This window comes from Streptomyces zinciresistens K42 (assembly GCF_000225525.1).
GTDB lineage: Bacteria > Actinomycetota > Actinomycetes > Streptomycetales > Streptomycetaceae > Streptomyces > Streptomyces zinciresistens.
Genome location: NZ_AGBF01000040.1, coordinates 1 through 13756 on the forward strand (window position 1 = coordinate 1; position 13756 = coordinate 13756).

The window sequence follows — 13756 nt, forward strand, 5'->3', positions numbered from 1 at the left end:
GGCGCAGCCGCGAGTGCGGGGCGGCGCTCTCGGTCGGTTCCATTCCCGTCCCTCTCACAGCCGGCGGTGCCCACGCCACGCGGCCCACCGCCCGACGACGACCCCGGGCGGCCCCGCGTTGGAAAACTCCTCCCCCCGCCCTCGACGGTTCTCGTGGAGCAGGGGGTTGCCCCGACCGCAGCTGGGCACGGCAGGCGCACATCCCAACAGTAGGCCGCGGATGGCTTCCAGGGGCAGCGGTCGTCGACGGTTGCCCGAATGCGCCCCAGCCACCCGTATGCATCTGGTATGCGCCGATCGGGGGTCCTTCAACCGCTACTCCTCCGCGGGCAGGGCGACTTCGGCCGCGGCGCCGGGCCCCTGCTCCAGCAGGACGACGAAGCCGTCCTCGTCCAGGACGGGCACCTTGAGCTGCATCGCCTTGTCGTACTTGGAGCCGGGGCTGTCCCCGACGACGACGAAGGACGTCTTCTTCGAGACGGAACCGGTGACCTTCGCCCCGCGGCTCTGGAGGGCCTCCTTTGCGCCGTCGCGAGTGAAACGCTCCAGGGTGCCGGTGACGACGACGGTGAGCCCCTCCAGCGGGCGCGGGCCCTCGTCCTCCCCCGAGCCGTGCTCCTCCATGCGGACGCCGGCGGCCTTCCACTTGCGCAGGATCTCCTGGTGCCACTCCTCGGCGAACCACTCCTTGAGGGAGGCGGCGATGATGCCACCGACCCCGGCGGTCGTCGCCAGCTCCTCCTCCGTGGCCTGTTCGATGCGGTCGACGGAGCGGAACTCGCGCGCCAGCGCCTCCGCGGCGACCGGCCCGACGTGCCGGATCGACAGTCCGGTCAGGACCCGCGCCAGCGGGCGCTCCTTGGCCGCGGCGATGTTCTCCAGCATCGCCAGCGCGTTCCTCCTGGGCTCGCCCTGCTGGTTGGCGAAGACCGTGGCGATCTTCTCCTCGCCGGTCTTCGGGTCCCGCTTGGGCAGCCCGCTGTTCTGGTCGAGGACGTACGCCCGGATGGGCAGCAACTGGTCGACGGTGAGGTCGAAGAGGTCGCCCTCGTCCACCAGGGGCGGGTCGGCCGGCTCCAGCGGCCGGACGAGGGCCGCCGCCGCGACGTAGCCGAACTGCTCGATGTCCAGCGCCTTGCGGCCGGCCAGATAGAACAGCCGCTCGCGCAACTGGGCGGGACATCTGCGGGCGTTGGGGCAGCGCAGGTCGATGTCCGCCTCCTTCATGGCCCGCAGCGGTGTGCCGCACTCGGGGCACTCGGCGGGCATCACGAACTCCCGCTCGCTGCCGTCGCGCAGGTCGACGACCGGGCCGAGGATCTCCGGGATGACCTCACCGGCCTTGCGCAGCACCACCGTGTCGCCGATGAGGACGCCCTTGGCCTTGACGACCTCCTGGTTGTGCAGGGTGGCGAACTCGACCTCCGAGCCCGCCACGGTGATCGGCTCCACCTGGGCGTACGGCGTGACGCGGCCCGTACGGCCCACTCCCACACGGATGTCGACGAGCTTGGTGTTGACCTCCTCCGGCGCGTACTTGTACGCGATCGCCCAGCGCGGCGCGCGGGCCGTGGAGCCGAGCCGGCCCTGGAGGCGGATCTCGTCGAGCTTCACCACGACGCCGTCGATCTCGTGGGCGACGGAGTGGCGGTTCTCGCCGTAGTGGGCGATGAACCGCCGTACGCCGTCGAGGTCGTCGACGACCCTGTTGTGCGGTGAGGTGGGCAGGCCCCAGCCCTTGAGGAGGTCGTAGGCCCCGGAGAGGCGGTCCATGCCCTCGTAGCCCTCCAGGGCGCCGATGCCGTGGACGACCATGTGCAGCGGGCGGCCCGCGGTGACGCGCGGGTCCTTCTGGCGCAGCGAACCGGCCGCGGCGTTGCGCGGGTTGGCGAAGGGCTTGTCGCCCGCCTCCAGCAGGCGGGCGTTGAGCTCCTGGAACCGCTCCATCGGGAAGTAGACCTCGCCGCGGATCTCCACGAGGTCCGGTACGCGCTCGCCGTGCAGCCGGTCCGGGATGCCGGCGATCGTACGGACGTTGGGCGTGATGTCCTCGCCGGTGCGGCCGTCGCCGCGGGTCGCGGCGCGGGTGAGGCGGCCGCGCTCGTAGGTGAGGTTGACGGCGAGACCGTCGACCTTGAGCTCGCACAGGAAGTGGTGCGCGAGCGAGCCGACGTCCTTGTGGACGCGCTCGGCCCAGGCTGCCAGCTCCGGGTCGTCGAAGGCGTTGTCCAGGGAGAGCATGCGCTCGTGGTGCTGGACGGCCGTGAACTCCGTCTCGTAGGCGCCCGCGACCTTCTGGGTGGGCGAGTCCGGGGTGCGCAGCTCCGGATACTCGTCCTCCAGCGCTTCGAGCGAGCGCAGCAGCCTGTCGAAGTCCGCGTCGCTGACGACCGGGGCGTCCTTCACGTAGTACCGGAAGCGGTGCTCCTCGATCCGCTCAGCGAGCTGCGCGTGCTTCTCCCGTGCCTCGGCGGGCACCGTCGTCTCCGCTTGCTTGTCGCCGGCCACCGTGTGGTCCTCCCGTCACTCAGGGTCGTCCGCGAGGGATCTCGCCGCCCGGACGCAGTGGGCGAGAGCCGCACGGGCGTACTGCGGGGAGGCCCCCGCGAGTCCGCACGACGGGGTGAGGGTGACCGCCTCCGCGAGAAGCCCCGGCGACAGCCCCAGCCTGCGCCACAGCGTCCTGACACCCATGACGCTACCGGCAGGGTCCGACAACGGGCCGTCCGTGCCGGGGACGACACCGGCGAAGAGCCGCATCCCCGCTTCCACCGCCTCGCCGATCGTCTCGTCGTCACGCTCGGTGAGGAGCGAGAAGTCGAAGGAGACCGCCGCCGCGCCCGCCCGGCGCAGCAGGGCGAACGGGACGTCCGGGGCGCACGAGTGCACCACGACGGCGCCCTCGCGGTGCGCGCCGACGACGTCGCGGAGCGCGGCCTCGGCGATCTGCCGGTCGACCGCGCGGTGGGTGCGGTAGCCGCTGGCGGACCTGACCCGGCCGCGCAGGACGGCGGTCAGGGAGGGTTCGTCGAGCTGGAGGACGAGCCGGGCGCCGGGCACGCGGCGTGCGACCTCCGCGAGATGCTGCCGCAGCCCCTCGGCGAGCGAGGCCGCCAGGTCGCGGCAGGCGCCTGCGTCGGACAGGACGGCCTCGCCGTTCCTGAGCTCCAGGGCGGCGGCGAGCGTCCAGGGGCCGACGGCCTGCACCTTCAGCAGCCCCGTGTAGTCCTGGGTGAACTCCTCCAGGGCGTCGAGGTCCTCCCCCAGCCAGGACCGGGCCCGCCTGGTGTCGCGCCCCGGCCGGTCGCCGAGCCGCCAACCGCTCGGCTCCACGCGCGCGTAGAGCTCCACGAGCATCCCGGCGGTCCGGCCGGTCATGTCGGCGCCGGGGCCGCGGGCGGGCAGTTCGGCGAGGTGGGGGAAGTCGTCGAAGGAGCCGGTGACGGTCTTGGCGGCTTCCCGGGCGTCGCCGCCGGGCATCGAGCCGACACCGGTGGCGGGGGCGAAGGTGGACGGGCTGTTGTCACTCACCCGGGAAGCCTATGCAACCGCGCGCGCGAGCCCCCAACCGAGCGGGCCGCTCAGCGTCCGGGCCGCACCGTCAGGTCGTTGACCTCGGCGTCGCCCGGCAGGTCCAGGGCCATCAGGATCGTCGTCGCCACCGACTCGGGGTCGATCCAGCGCGCGGGGTCGTACTCCCTGCCCTCCTGCTGGTGCACCTTGGCCTGCATCGGGCCGGCCGTGCGCCCGGGGTAGACCGAGGTGACCCGGACGCCGTTGCCGTGCTCCTCGTGGCGCAGCGAGTCGGCCAGGGCCTTCAGACCGTGCTTGGAGGCGGCGTACGCGGACCAGTCGGCGTGCGCGCTCAGACCGGCGCCGGAGTTCACGAAGAGCACATGGCCGCGGGCCGCGCGCAGGGACGGCAGCAGGTGGCGGGTGAGTTCCGCCGGGGAGATCAGGTTGACGTTGAGCTGGTGGCGCCAGGACTTCGCGGTCAGGTCGCCCACCGGGCCGAGGTCGACGACGCCGGCGATGTGCAGCAGGGAGTCCACCCGGTCCGGGAGCGACTGGTGGGAGAAGGCCCAGGAGAGCCTGTCCGGGTCCGCGAGGTCGCCGACCAGGGTCCTCGCCCCGGGGAACCGGGCGGCCAGTTCCTTCGCGCGGCTCGCGTCGCGCACGTGCAGGACGAGGTCGTCCCCGCGCGCGTGCAGGCGGCGGGCGACGGCCGCGCCGATGCCGGAGCCCGCTCCGGTGATCACATGGGTAGCCATGCCCGCCATGCTCGCATCAGCGCGGGCTCACCCGATGCCCCGGCTCTCCTCCAGGTGGGCCAGCGCGCCCACCGGCTCCTCGGCGAAGAAGACCAGGTCGGTCAGCGGGCGGGGCAGGAAGCCCTCGTCCTCCATGCGGCGGAACTGCTCCTTGAGGCCGTCGTAGAAACCCTCGGTGTTCAGCAGGACCACCGGCTTGTCGGTGTGGCCGTGCTTCTTCAGCTCCAGGATCTCGGTCGCCTCGTCGAGGGTGCCGGTGCCGCCGACCATGACCACCACGGCGTCGGCCTTCTCCAGGAGGAGCCGCTTGCGCTCGGCGAGGTCCTTGGCGACGACCATCTCGTCGACGCCGTCGCGCACCGTGGCGGCAAGGAACTCCACGGAGACCCCGACCAGCCGGCCGCCGGACTCCTGCACGCCGTCGGCGACGACCTTCATCAGCCCGACGTCCGAGCCGCCCCACACGAGCGTGTGGCCGCCCTTGCCGAGCAGTTCCGCGAACTCGCGCGCGGGGCGCGTGTAGCGGTCGTCGAGGTCGGCGGCGGAGAGAAAGACGCAGATACGCATGCGGCCACCGTACGCGGGAAGAACCGGCGCCCGGCGGGCGCTTTCCCTGTCATGGCTGACGGACACACGATCACGATCGAACAGGTGGACCGGCGGGTACGGGTCGTGCACGGCGACCGGGTGCTCGCGCGGAGCGAGCGGCCCCTCGTGCTGCGCGAGACGGGCTGCCCCGACCGGTACTACCTCCCGCCCGAGGACGTACGGCTGGACCTGCTGACCCCCTCCGCGACGCGCACCTACTGCCCGTTCAAGGGCACGGCGTCCTACTGGTCGCTGCCGGACGCGGCGGACCTCGTCTGGGCGTACCCGGACCCGAAGCCGGACGTGGCCGCGATCAAGGACCACCTCTGCTTCTACGACGCCGAAGTGTCCTGAGCGATGACTCCCGCGCCGTACGGCAGTCTCCTGTGGCATGGACAAGAACACCATTTCGGCCGACGGCACGTCTCTCGCCTACGACACCGGCGGCGAGGGACCGCTGGTGGTCCTCGTCAGCGGGGCGATGTCCACCGGGGGCACCCTGGCGCCGCTCGCGGTGCCCCTGGCGGAGCGGTTCCGCGTGGTCGTGTACGACCGGCGCGGGCGCGGCGGGAGCGGCGACACCGCCCCGTACGCGGTGGAGCGGGAGGTGGAGGACCTCGCCGCGCTGATCGGGGCGGAGGGCGGCGAGGGGGCGCTGTGCGGGGTCTCCTCGGGCGGCGCGCTGGCCCTGGCGGCCGCCGCGGCCGGGCTGCCGGTGCGCCGGGTCGCGGTGTACGAGGCTCCGTACGCCGACTTCCTCCAGGGCGGCGGCGAGCGGTACGCGGCCTACTCCCGGGAGCTGTCCGAGGCGCTGGGCGCGGGGCGGCGCGGGGACGCGGTGGAGCTGTTCCTGCGGCTGACCGGCATGGCCGAGCGCACGATCCAGGGGGCGCGCCAGTCCCCCATGTGGGCCGGGATGGAGGCGGTCGCGCCGAGCCTCGCCCACGACGACGCCGTGATGGGCGACGGACTCGTGCCCCGCGCGCGGCTGGCCTCGGTGCCGGTCCCGGTGCTGGTCCTGGCGGGCGGCGCCTCCCCCGCGTGGATGCGCGAGGGCGCGCGGGCGGTCGCGGCGGCCGTGCCCGAGGGGACGTACCGCGGCCTGGAGGGGCAGACCCACATGGTGGAACCGGACGTGCTGGGGCCGGTGCTCGCGGAGTTCTTCGCGCACTGACGCGGTCCCGCGCGCGGGCGGCCGTCCACGAGGACCGGACGGGCGCGCTCACCGGCCGGACGGGGGGTGGCGCGGGTGGCTGCGCGCCGGCGCGGCCCTGCGGGGGTCAGACCGCCGTGGGGGTGGCCCGCACGGTGGACGCGATCGTCGCCGAGCCCACCACGCGCGTGCCGTCGTACAGGACGATCGCCTGGCCCGGGGCGACCCCGCGCACCGGCTCGGCGAAGGTCACCTCCAGTGCGCCGTCGAGCAGTTCGGCGTGCACCTCGGTCTCGCCGCCGTGGGCGCGCAGCTGCGCGGTGTAGGTGCCGGGGCCCGTCGGGGCGGCGCCGCACCAGCGGGGCTTGATCGCGCTGAGGGCGGTGACGTCGAGGGCGGCGGCCGGGCCGACCGTCACGGTGTTGTCCACCGGCGAGATGTCGAGGACGTAGCGCGGCTTGCCGTCGGGGGCCGGGGTGCCGATGCGCAGCCCCTTGCGCTGCCCGATGGTGAAGCCGTAGGCGCCGTCGTGGGTGCCGATCCGGGCGCCGGACTCGTCGACGATGTCGCCCTCGGCCCTGCCGAGGCGGTCGGCGAGGAAGCCCTGGGTGTCGCCGTCGGCGATGAAGCAGATGTCGTGCGAGTCGGGCTTCTTGGCGACGGCGAGACCGCGGCGCTCCGCCTCGGCGCGGATCTCGTCCTTGGTCGTCAGGGTGTCGCCGAGCGGGAACATCGCGTGCGCGAGCTGCCTGTCGTCGAGGACGCCGAGGACGTAGGACTGGTCCTTGGCCATGTCGGAGGCGCGGTGCAGTTCGCGGGTGCCGTCCTCGCGGAGCACGACCGTCGCGTAGTGGCCGGTGCAGACCGCGTCGAAGCCGAGCGCGAGCGCCTTGTCCAGCAGCGCCGCGAACTTGATCTTCTCGTTGCAGCGCAGGCACGGGTTCGGGGTGCGGCCGGCCTCGTACTCGGCGACGAAGTCCTCCACGACGTCCTCGCGGAAGCGGTCGGCGAGGTCCCACACGTAGAACGGGATGCCGATGACGTCGGCGGCGCGGCGGGCGTCGCGGGAGTCCTCGATGGTGCAGCAGCCCCGCGCGCCCGTGCGGAACGACTGCGGGTTCGCGGAGAGCGCGAGGTGGACGCCGGTCACGTCGTGGCCCGCTTCGGCGGCGCGGGCGGCGGCGACGGCGGAGTCGACCCCGCCGGACATGGCGGCGAGGACGCGGAGGGGGCGGAGGGGCTGCGCGGTGTCAGTCATAGCCCCTCCAGGGTAAGGGGGCGCGGGAACCAGGGACCCCGGGTATCCGTTGACGATCACATGGGACGGCGTGACGCTCCGAAGGACGGTGACCGCAGGGTCGGGCGCCGCGCGCTGCTGATCGGCGGGACGGCGGCGGCGGTGGGCTCGGCGGTGCTGGCCCGCGACGAGCTGGCGCGGGCGTGGTGGCGGGTGCCGGGCGTGGACAAGCCCCGCAGGCCGGGCGAGGTCGACTACGCGGGCGCGCGCTGGGTGGCGGCCTCGGAGGCGAACTGGCGGCGGGCGGACCGCCCCGCCGACTACGGCATCGACCGGGTGGTCGTCCATGTCACCCAGGGCAGCTTCGCCAGCGCGGTGCAGGTGTTCCAGGACCCGGAGCACGGCGCAGCCGCGCACTACATCGTCCGCAAGGACGGCCGGGTCACGCAGATGATCCGCGAGCTGGACGTGGCGTTCCACGCGGGCAACCGCGACTACAACGAGCGCAGTGTCGGCATCGAGCACGAGGGGTTCGTGGAGCGGCCGCAGGACTTCACGGACGAGATGTACGAGGCGTCGGCGCGGCTGACGGCCCGGATATGCGCGCGGTACGGCATCGCGGTCGACCGCGAGCACATCGTCGGGCACGCGGAGGTGCCCGGCACCGACCACACCGACCCCGGTGGGGACTGGGACTGGGACCGGTATCTGAGACTGGTGCGCCGGGCCCGCACCGCGCGCGCGTAGGGCCCGGGGCCCACTGCTGCCGCACCTCTTTGATGAGGTCGCCCGCACCGCGCGCGCGTAGGGCCCGGGGTCGTACCGCAGGCCGCGGAACGGGGTGAGTTGCCCGCACCGCGCGCGTAGGGCCCGGACGCGGCGGCCGGAGGGGCCGGCCTTCCGGGGCGCGGCGCCCGCGCGCCGGGGCGCGGCGGAGACCCGCGGAAGGTCTCCAGGCCCTGGCGGTGTCGCGACGGGGCGGACGCCGCCCGGCGCGGCGTCAGGTCAGGCCCGCCGCACGGGCGCGTTCCACCGCCGGACCGATCGCCGCGGCGACCGCGTCGACGTCGGCCCGTGTGGAGGTGTGGCCGAGCGAGAAGCGCAGGGTGCCGCGGGCGAGGTCGGGGTCGGTCCCGGTGGCCAGCAGCACATGGCTGGGCTGGGCGACGCCCGCGGTGCAGGCGGAGCCGGTGGAGCACTCGATGCCCTGGGCGTCCAGCAGCAGGAGCAGGGAGTCGCCCTCGCAGCCCGGGAAGGTGAAGTGGGCGTTGGCGGGCAGCCGGCCGCCCGGGGCCGGGTCGCCGCCGAGGATCGCGTCGGGGACGGCCGCACGGACCGCGTCGACCAGGGCGTCGCGCAGGCCGCCGATCTCGCGGGCGAACCACTCGCGCCGCTCGGCGGCGAGCCGTCCGGCGACGGCGAAGGAGGCGACGGCGGGCACGTCGAGGGTGCCGGAGCGGACGTGGCGCTCCTGGCCGCCGCCGTGCAGGACGGGTACGGGGCTCCGGTCGCGGCCGAGGAGCAGCGCGCCGATGCCGTAGGGGCCGCCGATCTTGTGGCTGGAGACGGTCATCGCGGCGAGGCCGGAGTCGGCGAAGCCGACGGGGACCTGGCCGAACGCCTGGACGGCGTCGGCGTGCAGCGGGACATCGAACTCCTGGGCCACGTCGGCCAGTTCACGGACCGGCATGAGCGTGCCGATCTCGTTGTTGGCCCACATCACGGTGGCCAGGGCGACGTCGCGGGGGTTGCGGGCGAGGGCCTCGCGCAGCGCCTCGGGGTGGACCCGGCCGTGGGCGTCGACGGGAAGGTACTCGACCGTGGCGCCCTCGTGCTCGCCCAGCCAGTGCACGGCGTCGAGGACGGCGTGGTGCTCGACGGGGCTGGCGAGGACCCGGGTCCGGGCGGGGTCGGCGTCCCGGCGGGACCAGTACAGGCCCTTGACCGCGAGGTTGTCGGCCTCGGTGCCGCCGGAGGTGAGGACGACCTCGCTGGGGCGGGCGCCGAGGGCGTCCGCGAGGGTTTCGCGGGCCTCCTCGACGGTGCGCCTGGCGCGGCGGCCGGACGCGTGCAGCGAGGAGGCGTTGCCGACGACGCCCAGCTGGGCGGTCAGCGCCGCCGCCGCCTCCGGGAGCATGGGGGTCGTCGCGGCGTGGTCGAGGTAAGCCATGGTGGGGCCGATTCTAGAGGGCGGCGCCGAGGGACCCCGCCGCGGCCGCCCGAGCGCACGGCCGCCGCTCAGAAGCTCCAGGAGAGCGTGCCGTCCAGCTGCACGAGGACCAGCAGGACCGCCAGGTCGGCGACGCCGAGGCCCATGCCGAGGTACGCGCGGCCCTTGCGGGCGGTGCCCCGCCACAGCGCGGTCGCGGCCAGGACGATGGCGACCGGGCCGAGGACGGCGTTGAGGACGAGGAGGCCGAGCAGGCCGAGGACGAAGGACGCGACGGCCGTGCCGTCGGCGTCGCGGCCCCTGGTGCGGGCGGCGGCGCGGCCGGTGGCCGGTGCGGTGAGGTGCATGGGTGTCAGCTCCCTGGAGAACGGGCGGGCGGTCGCGGCGGGCCGGTGGGCGGTCGCCGCGTCGGCGGCGTCAGCCGCGGCGGGCCCGGCGCTCCCGGGCGGCGAAGACGCCGAGCCAGGCGGCGATCACCGCGGCGGTGACGGCGGTGAACGCGAGCGGCGCGTGGGCCACGGCACCCAGCAGCACGCCCAGCAGCAGGAGCGCGGCAACGAGGAACATCATGGTCGGATCCCCCTCCGAGATCTCCGGTGTCGGTCTCTCATGTCCAGTTCGGTGAACAGTTGTGGCAACAGTCGTTCACTGACTCTGAGTCTAGCGCGGCGCACGGCTTTTCAATTCCGGAGAACAGTTGTTAACTGCATGGCATGAGTCACACCCCCGGCGTACGGCAGGCCCGGAAGCGGAAGACCCGGCAGGCCCTGCTGGACGCGGCGCTGGGACTGCTGGAGGAGCAGAGCCTGAGCAGCCTGGGCCTGCGCGAGGTCACCCGCGCCGTCGGTGTCGCGCCGACCGCCTTCTACCGGCACTTCCGCTCCACCGCCGACCTCGGGGCCGCCCTCGTCGAGGAGGCGCTCGGCAGTCTGCACCCGACGATCCGCACGATCGTCTCGTCGGTCGGCGACAGTGACCTGCGCACAGCGCGGGCGGTGGAGCTGATCGCCGGACACGTGGCGGCGCACCCCGCCCATGTGCGCTTCGTCGCCCGGGAGCGGCACGGCGGCGTGCAGCCGGTGCGCGAGGCGATCCGGGAGCAGTTGGACCTCTTCGCCGACGAGGTGCGGGCCGCGCTCGCGAAGGACCAGGTCTCGGCCGGCTGGAGCGACGACGACCTGCTGATGCTGGCCCATCTCTACGTGGACCAGATGCTCATCACCGCCTCGCTGTTCCTGGACGCCCTGGAGGCGTCCGAGGAGGAGCGGCAGCGGGTGACGCGGGCCGCGACCCGCCGGATGCGGCTGATCGGCATCGGACGGGAGCACTGGCTGGACTGAGGCCCCGTCCGGCGGGCGAGGGGTGGCGGCGTCGGGCCGTCGCGTACGCGCCCGCCGGGCCGGGTGCAGTACCGTCACAAACCCCTGCGGCGTCCAGCCGCGCACGCGCCCGCCGGGCCGGGTGGTTCAGCCCCCGAGCCGCACCCGCGCGAGCTGCCTCGACTGGGCGACCAGGCGGTCCGCGCTGTCCCAGACCTCGGCGTCCTCCTCCAGGAAGCCGCCCGCGAGGTTGCGGGTGGTGATCGACACCCGCAGCGGGCCGGGGGCCGGGCGGCAGCGCACATGGACGGTCAGCTCGACCGTGGGCACCCAGCCGGAGACGCCGATCTCGAAGGCCGTGGGCGGCAGCGCGTCCACCGCGAGGAGCAGGGAGAGCGGGTCGGCGTCACGGCCGTCGGCGAGGCCGAACCAGGCCCGCATCTCCCCCTTGCCGGACGGCCGGCCCAGCGCCCAGCCGAGGGTGGCCGGGTCCAGCTTCAGCATCAGGCGGTCGGCGATGGCCGAGCTGCCGGAGACGGGGGCGGGGCCGTCGCCGGGGCCGAAGCAGTGCTCCATGGGCGGCAGCGCCGGGGGCTCGGCCGTCGTGCGGACGTCGTCCGGGAGGGCGTCGAGGTCGCCGTAGGAGGCGAGGACGCGGATGCGCTCGACCTCGCCTCCCCGCTCGTCGTACTGCAGGAGCGACGCCTGGCCGGTGGAGAGGGTGCGGCCGGTGCGCACGACCTCCGTGCGGACGACCGCGGGGCCCGGCCGGGAGGCGGTGAGGTAGTGCGCCGAGACCGTGAACGGGTCACCGTGCGGCAGGGCGTCCGCGAGGGCACGGCCGAGGACGGCCAGCAGATAGCCGCCGTTGACGGCGCTGATGATGGTCCAGCCGGCGGAGAGGTCGATGTCGTAGACGCCGGGCGCGCGCCGGGTGAGCGCGGTGTCGCGGTCGAACTCGCTGTCGCCGACGGTGGCCCGCGGGGCCGTCGGGGCGGGGGCTGCTTCTGGCATGCGTGAACGGTACAACAGACGACTACTAAGCGGTAGCTTTTCATGGCTGACGACCCCCGGCCCGCACGCTCCGCACACCGGGACAAGGGCGACTTTCGGCACGTGTCCCGGCTCGCCCGAAACCCGGGGGCCGCCGATCCCCTCTTGGAGGGCATGAGTCTCACCGGGACCCCGTTCCTCGCCACGCTCGTCGCGCTGTGCGTCGCCGCGGCCGCGCTGCCGCTGCTGCTCTGGTCGCGGGTGCGCGGACCGCGGATGGCGCGGGGCGCCGCCAGGATGCTGATGCTGCTCTTCGCGCAGGTCACCGCGGTCGCCCTGGTCTTCACCATGGTCAACAACTCCAACCAGCTCTACGACAACTGGGGCGATCTGCTCGGCACGGGCAACCATGTGCGCACCGCGGCCGACCTCGGGGCGAGCGGCACCGGCGGGGTGGTGCCGGAGAGCCTGCCCGCGGTCCGCCAGACCTTCAGGCAGGCCAAGGGACCGGGGATGCGCGCGGAGGGCGGTGTGCGGGTGACCCGGCTCACCGGGCGGGTCTCCGGGGTGCGGGCCGAGGTCAACGTCTGGCTGCCGCCGCAGTACGACGACCCGGCCTGGCGGGACCGCCGGTTCCCGGTGGTCGAGCTGCTGCCGGGCTATCCGGGCTCGTCGAAGGCGTGGTTCGGGTCCCTGGACGTCACCGAGCGGCTGGCGCCGCTGATGCGCAGCGGGCGGATCCGGCCGTTCATCCTGGTCTCGCCGCGCACCAATCTGCTGCCGGGCGCGGACACCGGCTGCGCCAACGTCCCCGGCCGGGTGAACGCCGACACCTGGCTCAGCGTCGACGTGCCGAGGATGGTCCGGGACAACTTCCGCGCGCAGGCCGCACCGGACGGCTGGGCGGTCGCCGGGTACTCGGCCGGCGCGCACTGCGCGGCGAAGCTGGCCGTCGCCCACCCCGACCGCTACCGGGCCGCGGTCGGCCTGTCCGGCTACAACGACCCGATCGCCCAGGCCGGTTCCATCGCCGCGAGGACCCCCGCCCTGCGGGCCGCGAACAACCCGTACGTGCTGCTGAAGGCGGCCGCCGCGCCGCCGCGCGTCGCGCTGTACCTGTCGGGGCAGCCGGGCGACGGGTACGAGGCGGCGCTCGACCTGGACCGGATCGCGACGGCGCCCACGCGCGTGGACCCGGTGTTCGTCCCGAAGTCCGCGGGCGGCCACACCATGGCGCTCTGGAAGCCGCAGGTGCTTCCGGCCTTCCGCTGGCTGAGCGGGGTGATGGGCCCGCGGGGCGGGGCTCCCGCGGGCCCGGACACGGGCGGGGACGTCGCGGGGGCGGGTTCCGGTCCCGGGGCTATTCCTCGCGGACCGTCGACCGCCGGTTCCACGCACGCGGAGCCCGCCAGTGATAGCGCATCGCGAGCAGCCGCAGCACGAAGGCGGTGACGACGGCGAGCGCGCTGGTGAACGGCGTCAGGGCGTCGTAGCGGATGAACAGGACGACCATCGTGGCGCCGACGATCGCCGGCACCGCGTACAGGTCGCGGTCCCAGCGCAGCAGCGAGGGCACCTCGTTGGCGAGGACGTCGCGCAGCACACCGCCGCCGACGGCGGTCGCGAGGCCCAGGGTGGCCGACGCGGTGAGGTTCAGGCCGTAGTCGTACGCCTTCGTGGTCCCGGCGACGCAGAACAGCCCGAGGCCCGCCGCGTCGAAGACGTTCACCCCGGTCTGGATGCGCTCGACGTGCGGGTGGAGGAAGAAGACGAGGGCGGTGGCGAGCAGCGGGGTGAGGAAGTAGCCGAGATCGGTGAAGGCGGCCGGGGGCACGGCGCCGATGACCACGTCCCGGAACAGCCCGCCCCCCAGCGCGGTGACCTCGGCGAGCACGGCGATGCCGAAGACGTCGAAGTTCTTGCGCACCGCCAGAAGGGCGCCGGAGATGGCGAAGACGAAGATGCCGATCAGGTCGAGCGTGTGCTGGACGGACGGGCTGAACAGTTGCTGAAGCACCCGCACAT

The 13756-nt window shown here is 74.1% G+C and carries 15 protein-coding genes; 5 read left to right on the forward strand and 10 right to left on the reverse strand.

The features are described 5' to 3' along the window. Positions 1-315 precede the first annotated feature (315 nt). The 4 genes from ligA to SZN_RS14750 form a co-directional block, all read right to left on the reverse strand. The gene (ligA, locus tag SZN_RS14735) at positions 316-2508 is read right to left on the reverse strand and encodes an NAD-dependent DNA ligase LigA (RefSeq protein WP_007495721.1); all 2193 of its coding nucleotides are present in this window, start codon (positions 2506-2508) and stop codon (positions 316-318) included. A 15-nt stretch (positions 2509-2523) separates the two neighbouring features. After that, positions 2524-3480, reverse strand: a complete 957-nt coding sequence (locus tag SZN_RS14740; RefSeq protein WP_425274439.1) for a methionine synthase — start codon at positions 3478-3480, stop codon at positions 2524-2526. 101 nt (positions 3481-3581) lie between these two features. Continuing rightward, positions 3582-4271 carry an SDR family oxidoreductase gene (locus SZN_RS14745; RefSeq protein ID WP_244313360.1) on the reverse strand — a complete coding sequence of 230 codons (690 nt, stop codon included), beginning with the start codon at positions 4269-4271 and terminating at the stop codon, positions 3582-3584. Between the two features lie 27 nt (positions 4272-4298). After that, positions 4299-4838, reverse strand: a complete 540-nt coding sequence (locus SZN_RS14750) for an LOG family protein (protein WP_007495727.1) — start codon at positions 4836-4838, stop codon at positions 4299-4301. 51 nt (positions 4839-4889) lie between these two features. On the opposite strand from SZN_RS14750, the gene SZN_RS14755 reads away from it, so the two are divergent. Together SZN_RS14755 and SZN_RS14760 are read left to right on the forward strand one after the other, a co-directional pair. After that, the gene (locus SZN_RS14755; protein WP_007495728.1) at positions 4890-5213 is read left to right on the forward strand and encodes a DUF427 domain-containing protein; all 324 of its coding nucleotides are present in this window, start codon (positions 4890-4892) and stop codon (positions 5211-5213) included. A 37-nt stretch (positions 5214-5250) separates the two neighbouring features. Beyond that, a complete protein-coding gene (locus tag SZN_RS14760; protein ID WP_007495730.1) occupies positions 5251-6033 on the forward strand; it encodes an alpha/beta fold hydrolase in 783 nt (260 codons plus the stop codon). Positions 6034-6139: 106 nt separating this feature from the next. Here the strand turns inward: SZN_RS14760 and mnmA are convergent, their stop codons facing one another. After that, on the reverse strand, positions 6140-7270 hold the full coding sequence (mnmA, locus tag SZN_RS14765) for a tRNA 2-thiouridine(34) synthase MnmA (protein WP_007495732.1): 1131 nt from the start codon (positions 7268-7270) through the stop codon (positions 6140-6142). A 60-nt stretch (positions 7271-7330) separates the two neighbouring features. Between mnmA and SZN_RS14770 the strand changes: the two genes are divergently transcribed. After that, the gene (locus SZN_RS14770; protein WP_007495734.1) at positions 7331-7996 is read left to right on the forward strand and encodes an N-acetylmuramoyl-L-alanine amidase; all 666 of its coding nucleotides are present in this window, start codon (positions 7331-7333) and stop codon (positions 7994-7996) included. Between the two features lie 253 nt (positions 7997-8249). Here SZN_RS14770 and SZN_RS14775 read toward each other — a convergent pair whose 3' ends face one another. From SZN_RS14775 to SZN_RS41385, 3 genes are all read right to left on the reverse strand, one after another. Further along, a complete protein-coding gene (locus SZN_RS14775; RefSeq protein WP_007495736.1) occupies positions 8250-9419 on the reverse strand; it encodes a cysteine desulfurase family protein in 1170 nt (389 codons plus the stop codon). A gap of 68 nt (positions 9420-9487) precedes the next feature. Beyond that, positions 9488-9766, reverse strand: a complete 279-nt coding sequence (locus SZN_RS14780) for a hypothetical protein (protein ID WP_007495738.1) — start codon at positions 9764-9766, stop codon at positions 9488-9490. Positions 9767-9836: 70 nt separating this feature from the next. Further along, positions 9837-9989, reverse strand: a complete 153-nt coding sequence (locus tag SZN_RS41385; protein WP_007495740.1) for a hypothetical protein — start codon at positions 9987-9989, stop codon at positions 9837-9839. Positions 9990-10132: 143 nt separating this feature from the next. Between SZN_RS41385 and SZN_RS14790 the strand changes: the two genes are divergently transcribed. Beyond that, complete coding sequence (locus SZN_RS14790) at positions 10133-10759, forward strand: TetR family transcriptional regulator (protein WP_007495742.1); 627 nt, start codon at positions 10133-10135, stop codon at positions 10757-10759. A gap of 126 nt (positions 10760-10885) precedes the next feature. On the opposite strand, the gene SZN_RS14795 is transcribed toward SZN_RS14790, so the two are convergent. Next, positions 10886-11752, reverse strand: a complete 867-nt coding sequence (locus tag SZN_RS14795) for a thioesterase family protein (RefSeq protein WP_007495745.1) — start codon at positions 11750-11752, stop codon at positions 10886-10888. Between the two features lie 153 nt (positions 11753-11905). On the opposite strand from SZN_RS14795, the gene SZN_RS14800 reads away from it, so the two are divergent. Beyond that, positions 11906-13183: an alpha/beta hydrolase gene (locus SZN_RS14800; RefSeq protein ID WP_007495747.1), complete on the forward strand. Its 1278-nt coding sequence runs from the start codon at positions 11906-11908 to the stop codon at positions 13181-13183. Here SZN_RS14800 and SZN_RS14805 read toward each other — a convergent pair. Then, the gene (locus SZN_RS14805) at positions 13092-13748 is read right to left on the reverse strand and encodes a trimeric intracellular cation channel family protein (RefSeq protein WP_007495749.1); all 657 of its coding nucleotides are present in this window, start codon (positions 13746-13748) and stop codon (positions 13092-13094) included. The two genes, SZN_RS14800 and SZN_RS14805, sit on opposite strands and share 92 nt — an antisense overlap. Between the last annotated feature and the right edge of the window lie 8 nt (positions 13749-13756).

Coding starts and splice junctions, on each gene's coding strand:
- SZN_RS14740 (WP_425274439.1), bottom strand. CDS start 3,480: ATGCCCGGCGGCGACGCCCGGGAAGCCGCCAAGACCGTCACCGGCTCC.
- SZN_RS14745 (WP_244313360.1), bottom strand. CDS start 4,271: ATGGCTACCCATGTGATCACCGGAGCGGGCTCCGGCATCGGCGCGGCC.
- SZN_RS14750 (WP_007495727.1), bottom strand. CDS start 4,838: ATGCGTATCTGCGTCTTTCTCTCCGCCGCCGACCTCGACGACCGCTAC.
- SZN_RS14755 (WP_007495728.1), top strand. CDS start 4,890: ATGGCTGACGGACACACGATCACGATCGAACAGGTGGACCGGCGGGTA.
- SZN_RS14760 (WP_007495730.1), top strand. CDS start 5,251: ATGGACAAGAACACCATTTCGGCCGACGGCACGTCTCTCGCCTACGAC.
- mnmA (WP_007495732.1), bottom strand. CDS start 7,270: ATGACTGACACCGCGCAGCCCCTCCGCCCCCTCCGCGTCCTCGCCGCC.
- SZN_RS14770 (WP_007495734.1), top strand. CDS start 7,331: ATGGGACGGCGTGACGCTCCGAAGGACGGTGACCGCAGGGTCGGGCGC.
- SZN_RS14775 (WP_007495736.1), bottom strand. CDS start 9,419: ATGGCTTACCTCGACCACGCCGCGACGACCCCCATGCTCCCGGAGGCG.
- SZN_RS14780 (WP_007495738.1), bottom strand. CDS start 9,766: ATGCACCTCACCGCACCGGCCACCGGCCGCGCCGCCGCCCGCACCAGG.
- SZN_RS41385 (WP_007495740.1), bottom strand. CDS start 9,989: ATGATGTTCCTCGTTGCCGCGCTCCTGCTGCTGGGCGTGCTGCTGGGT.
- SZN_RS14790 (WP_007495742.1), top strand. CDS start 10,133: ATGAGTCACACCCCCGGCGTACGGCAGGCCCGGAAGCGGAAGACCCGG.
- SZN_RS14795 (WP_007495745.1), bottom strand. CDS start 11,752: ATGCCAGAAGCAGCCCCCGCCCCGACGGCCCCGCGGGCCACCGTCGGC.
- SZN_RS14800 (WP_007495747.1), top strand. CDS start 11,906: ATGAGTCTCACCGGGACCCCGTTCCTCGCCACGCTCGTCGCGCTGTGC.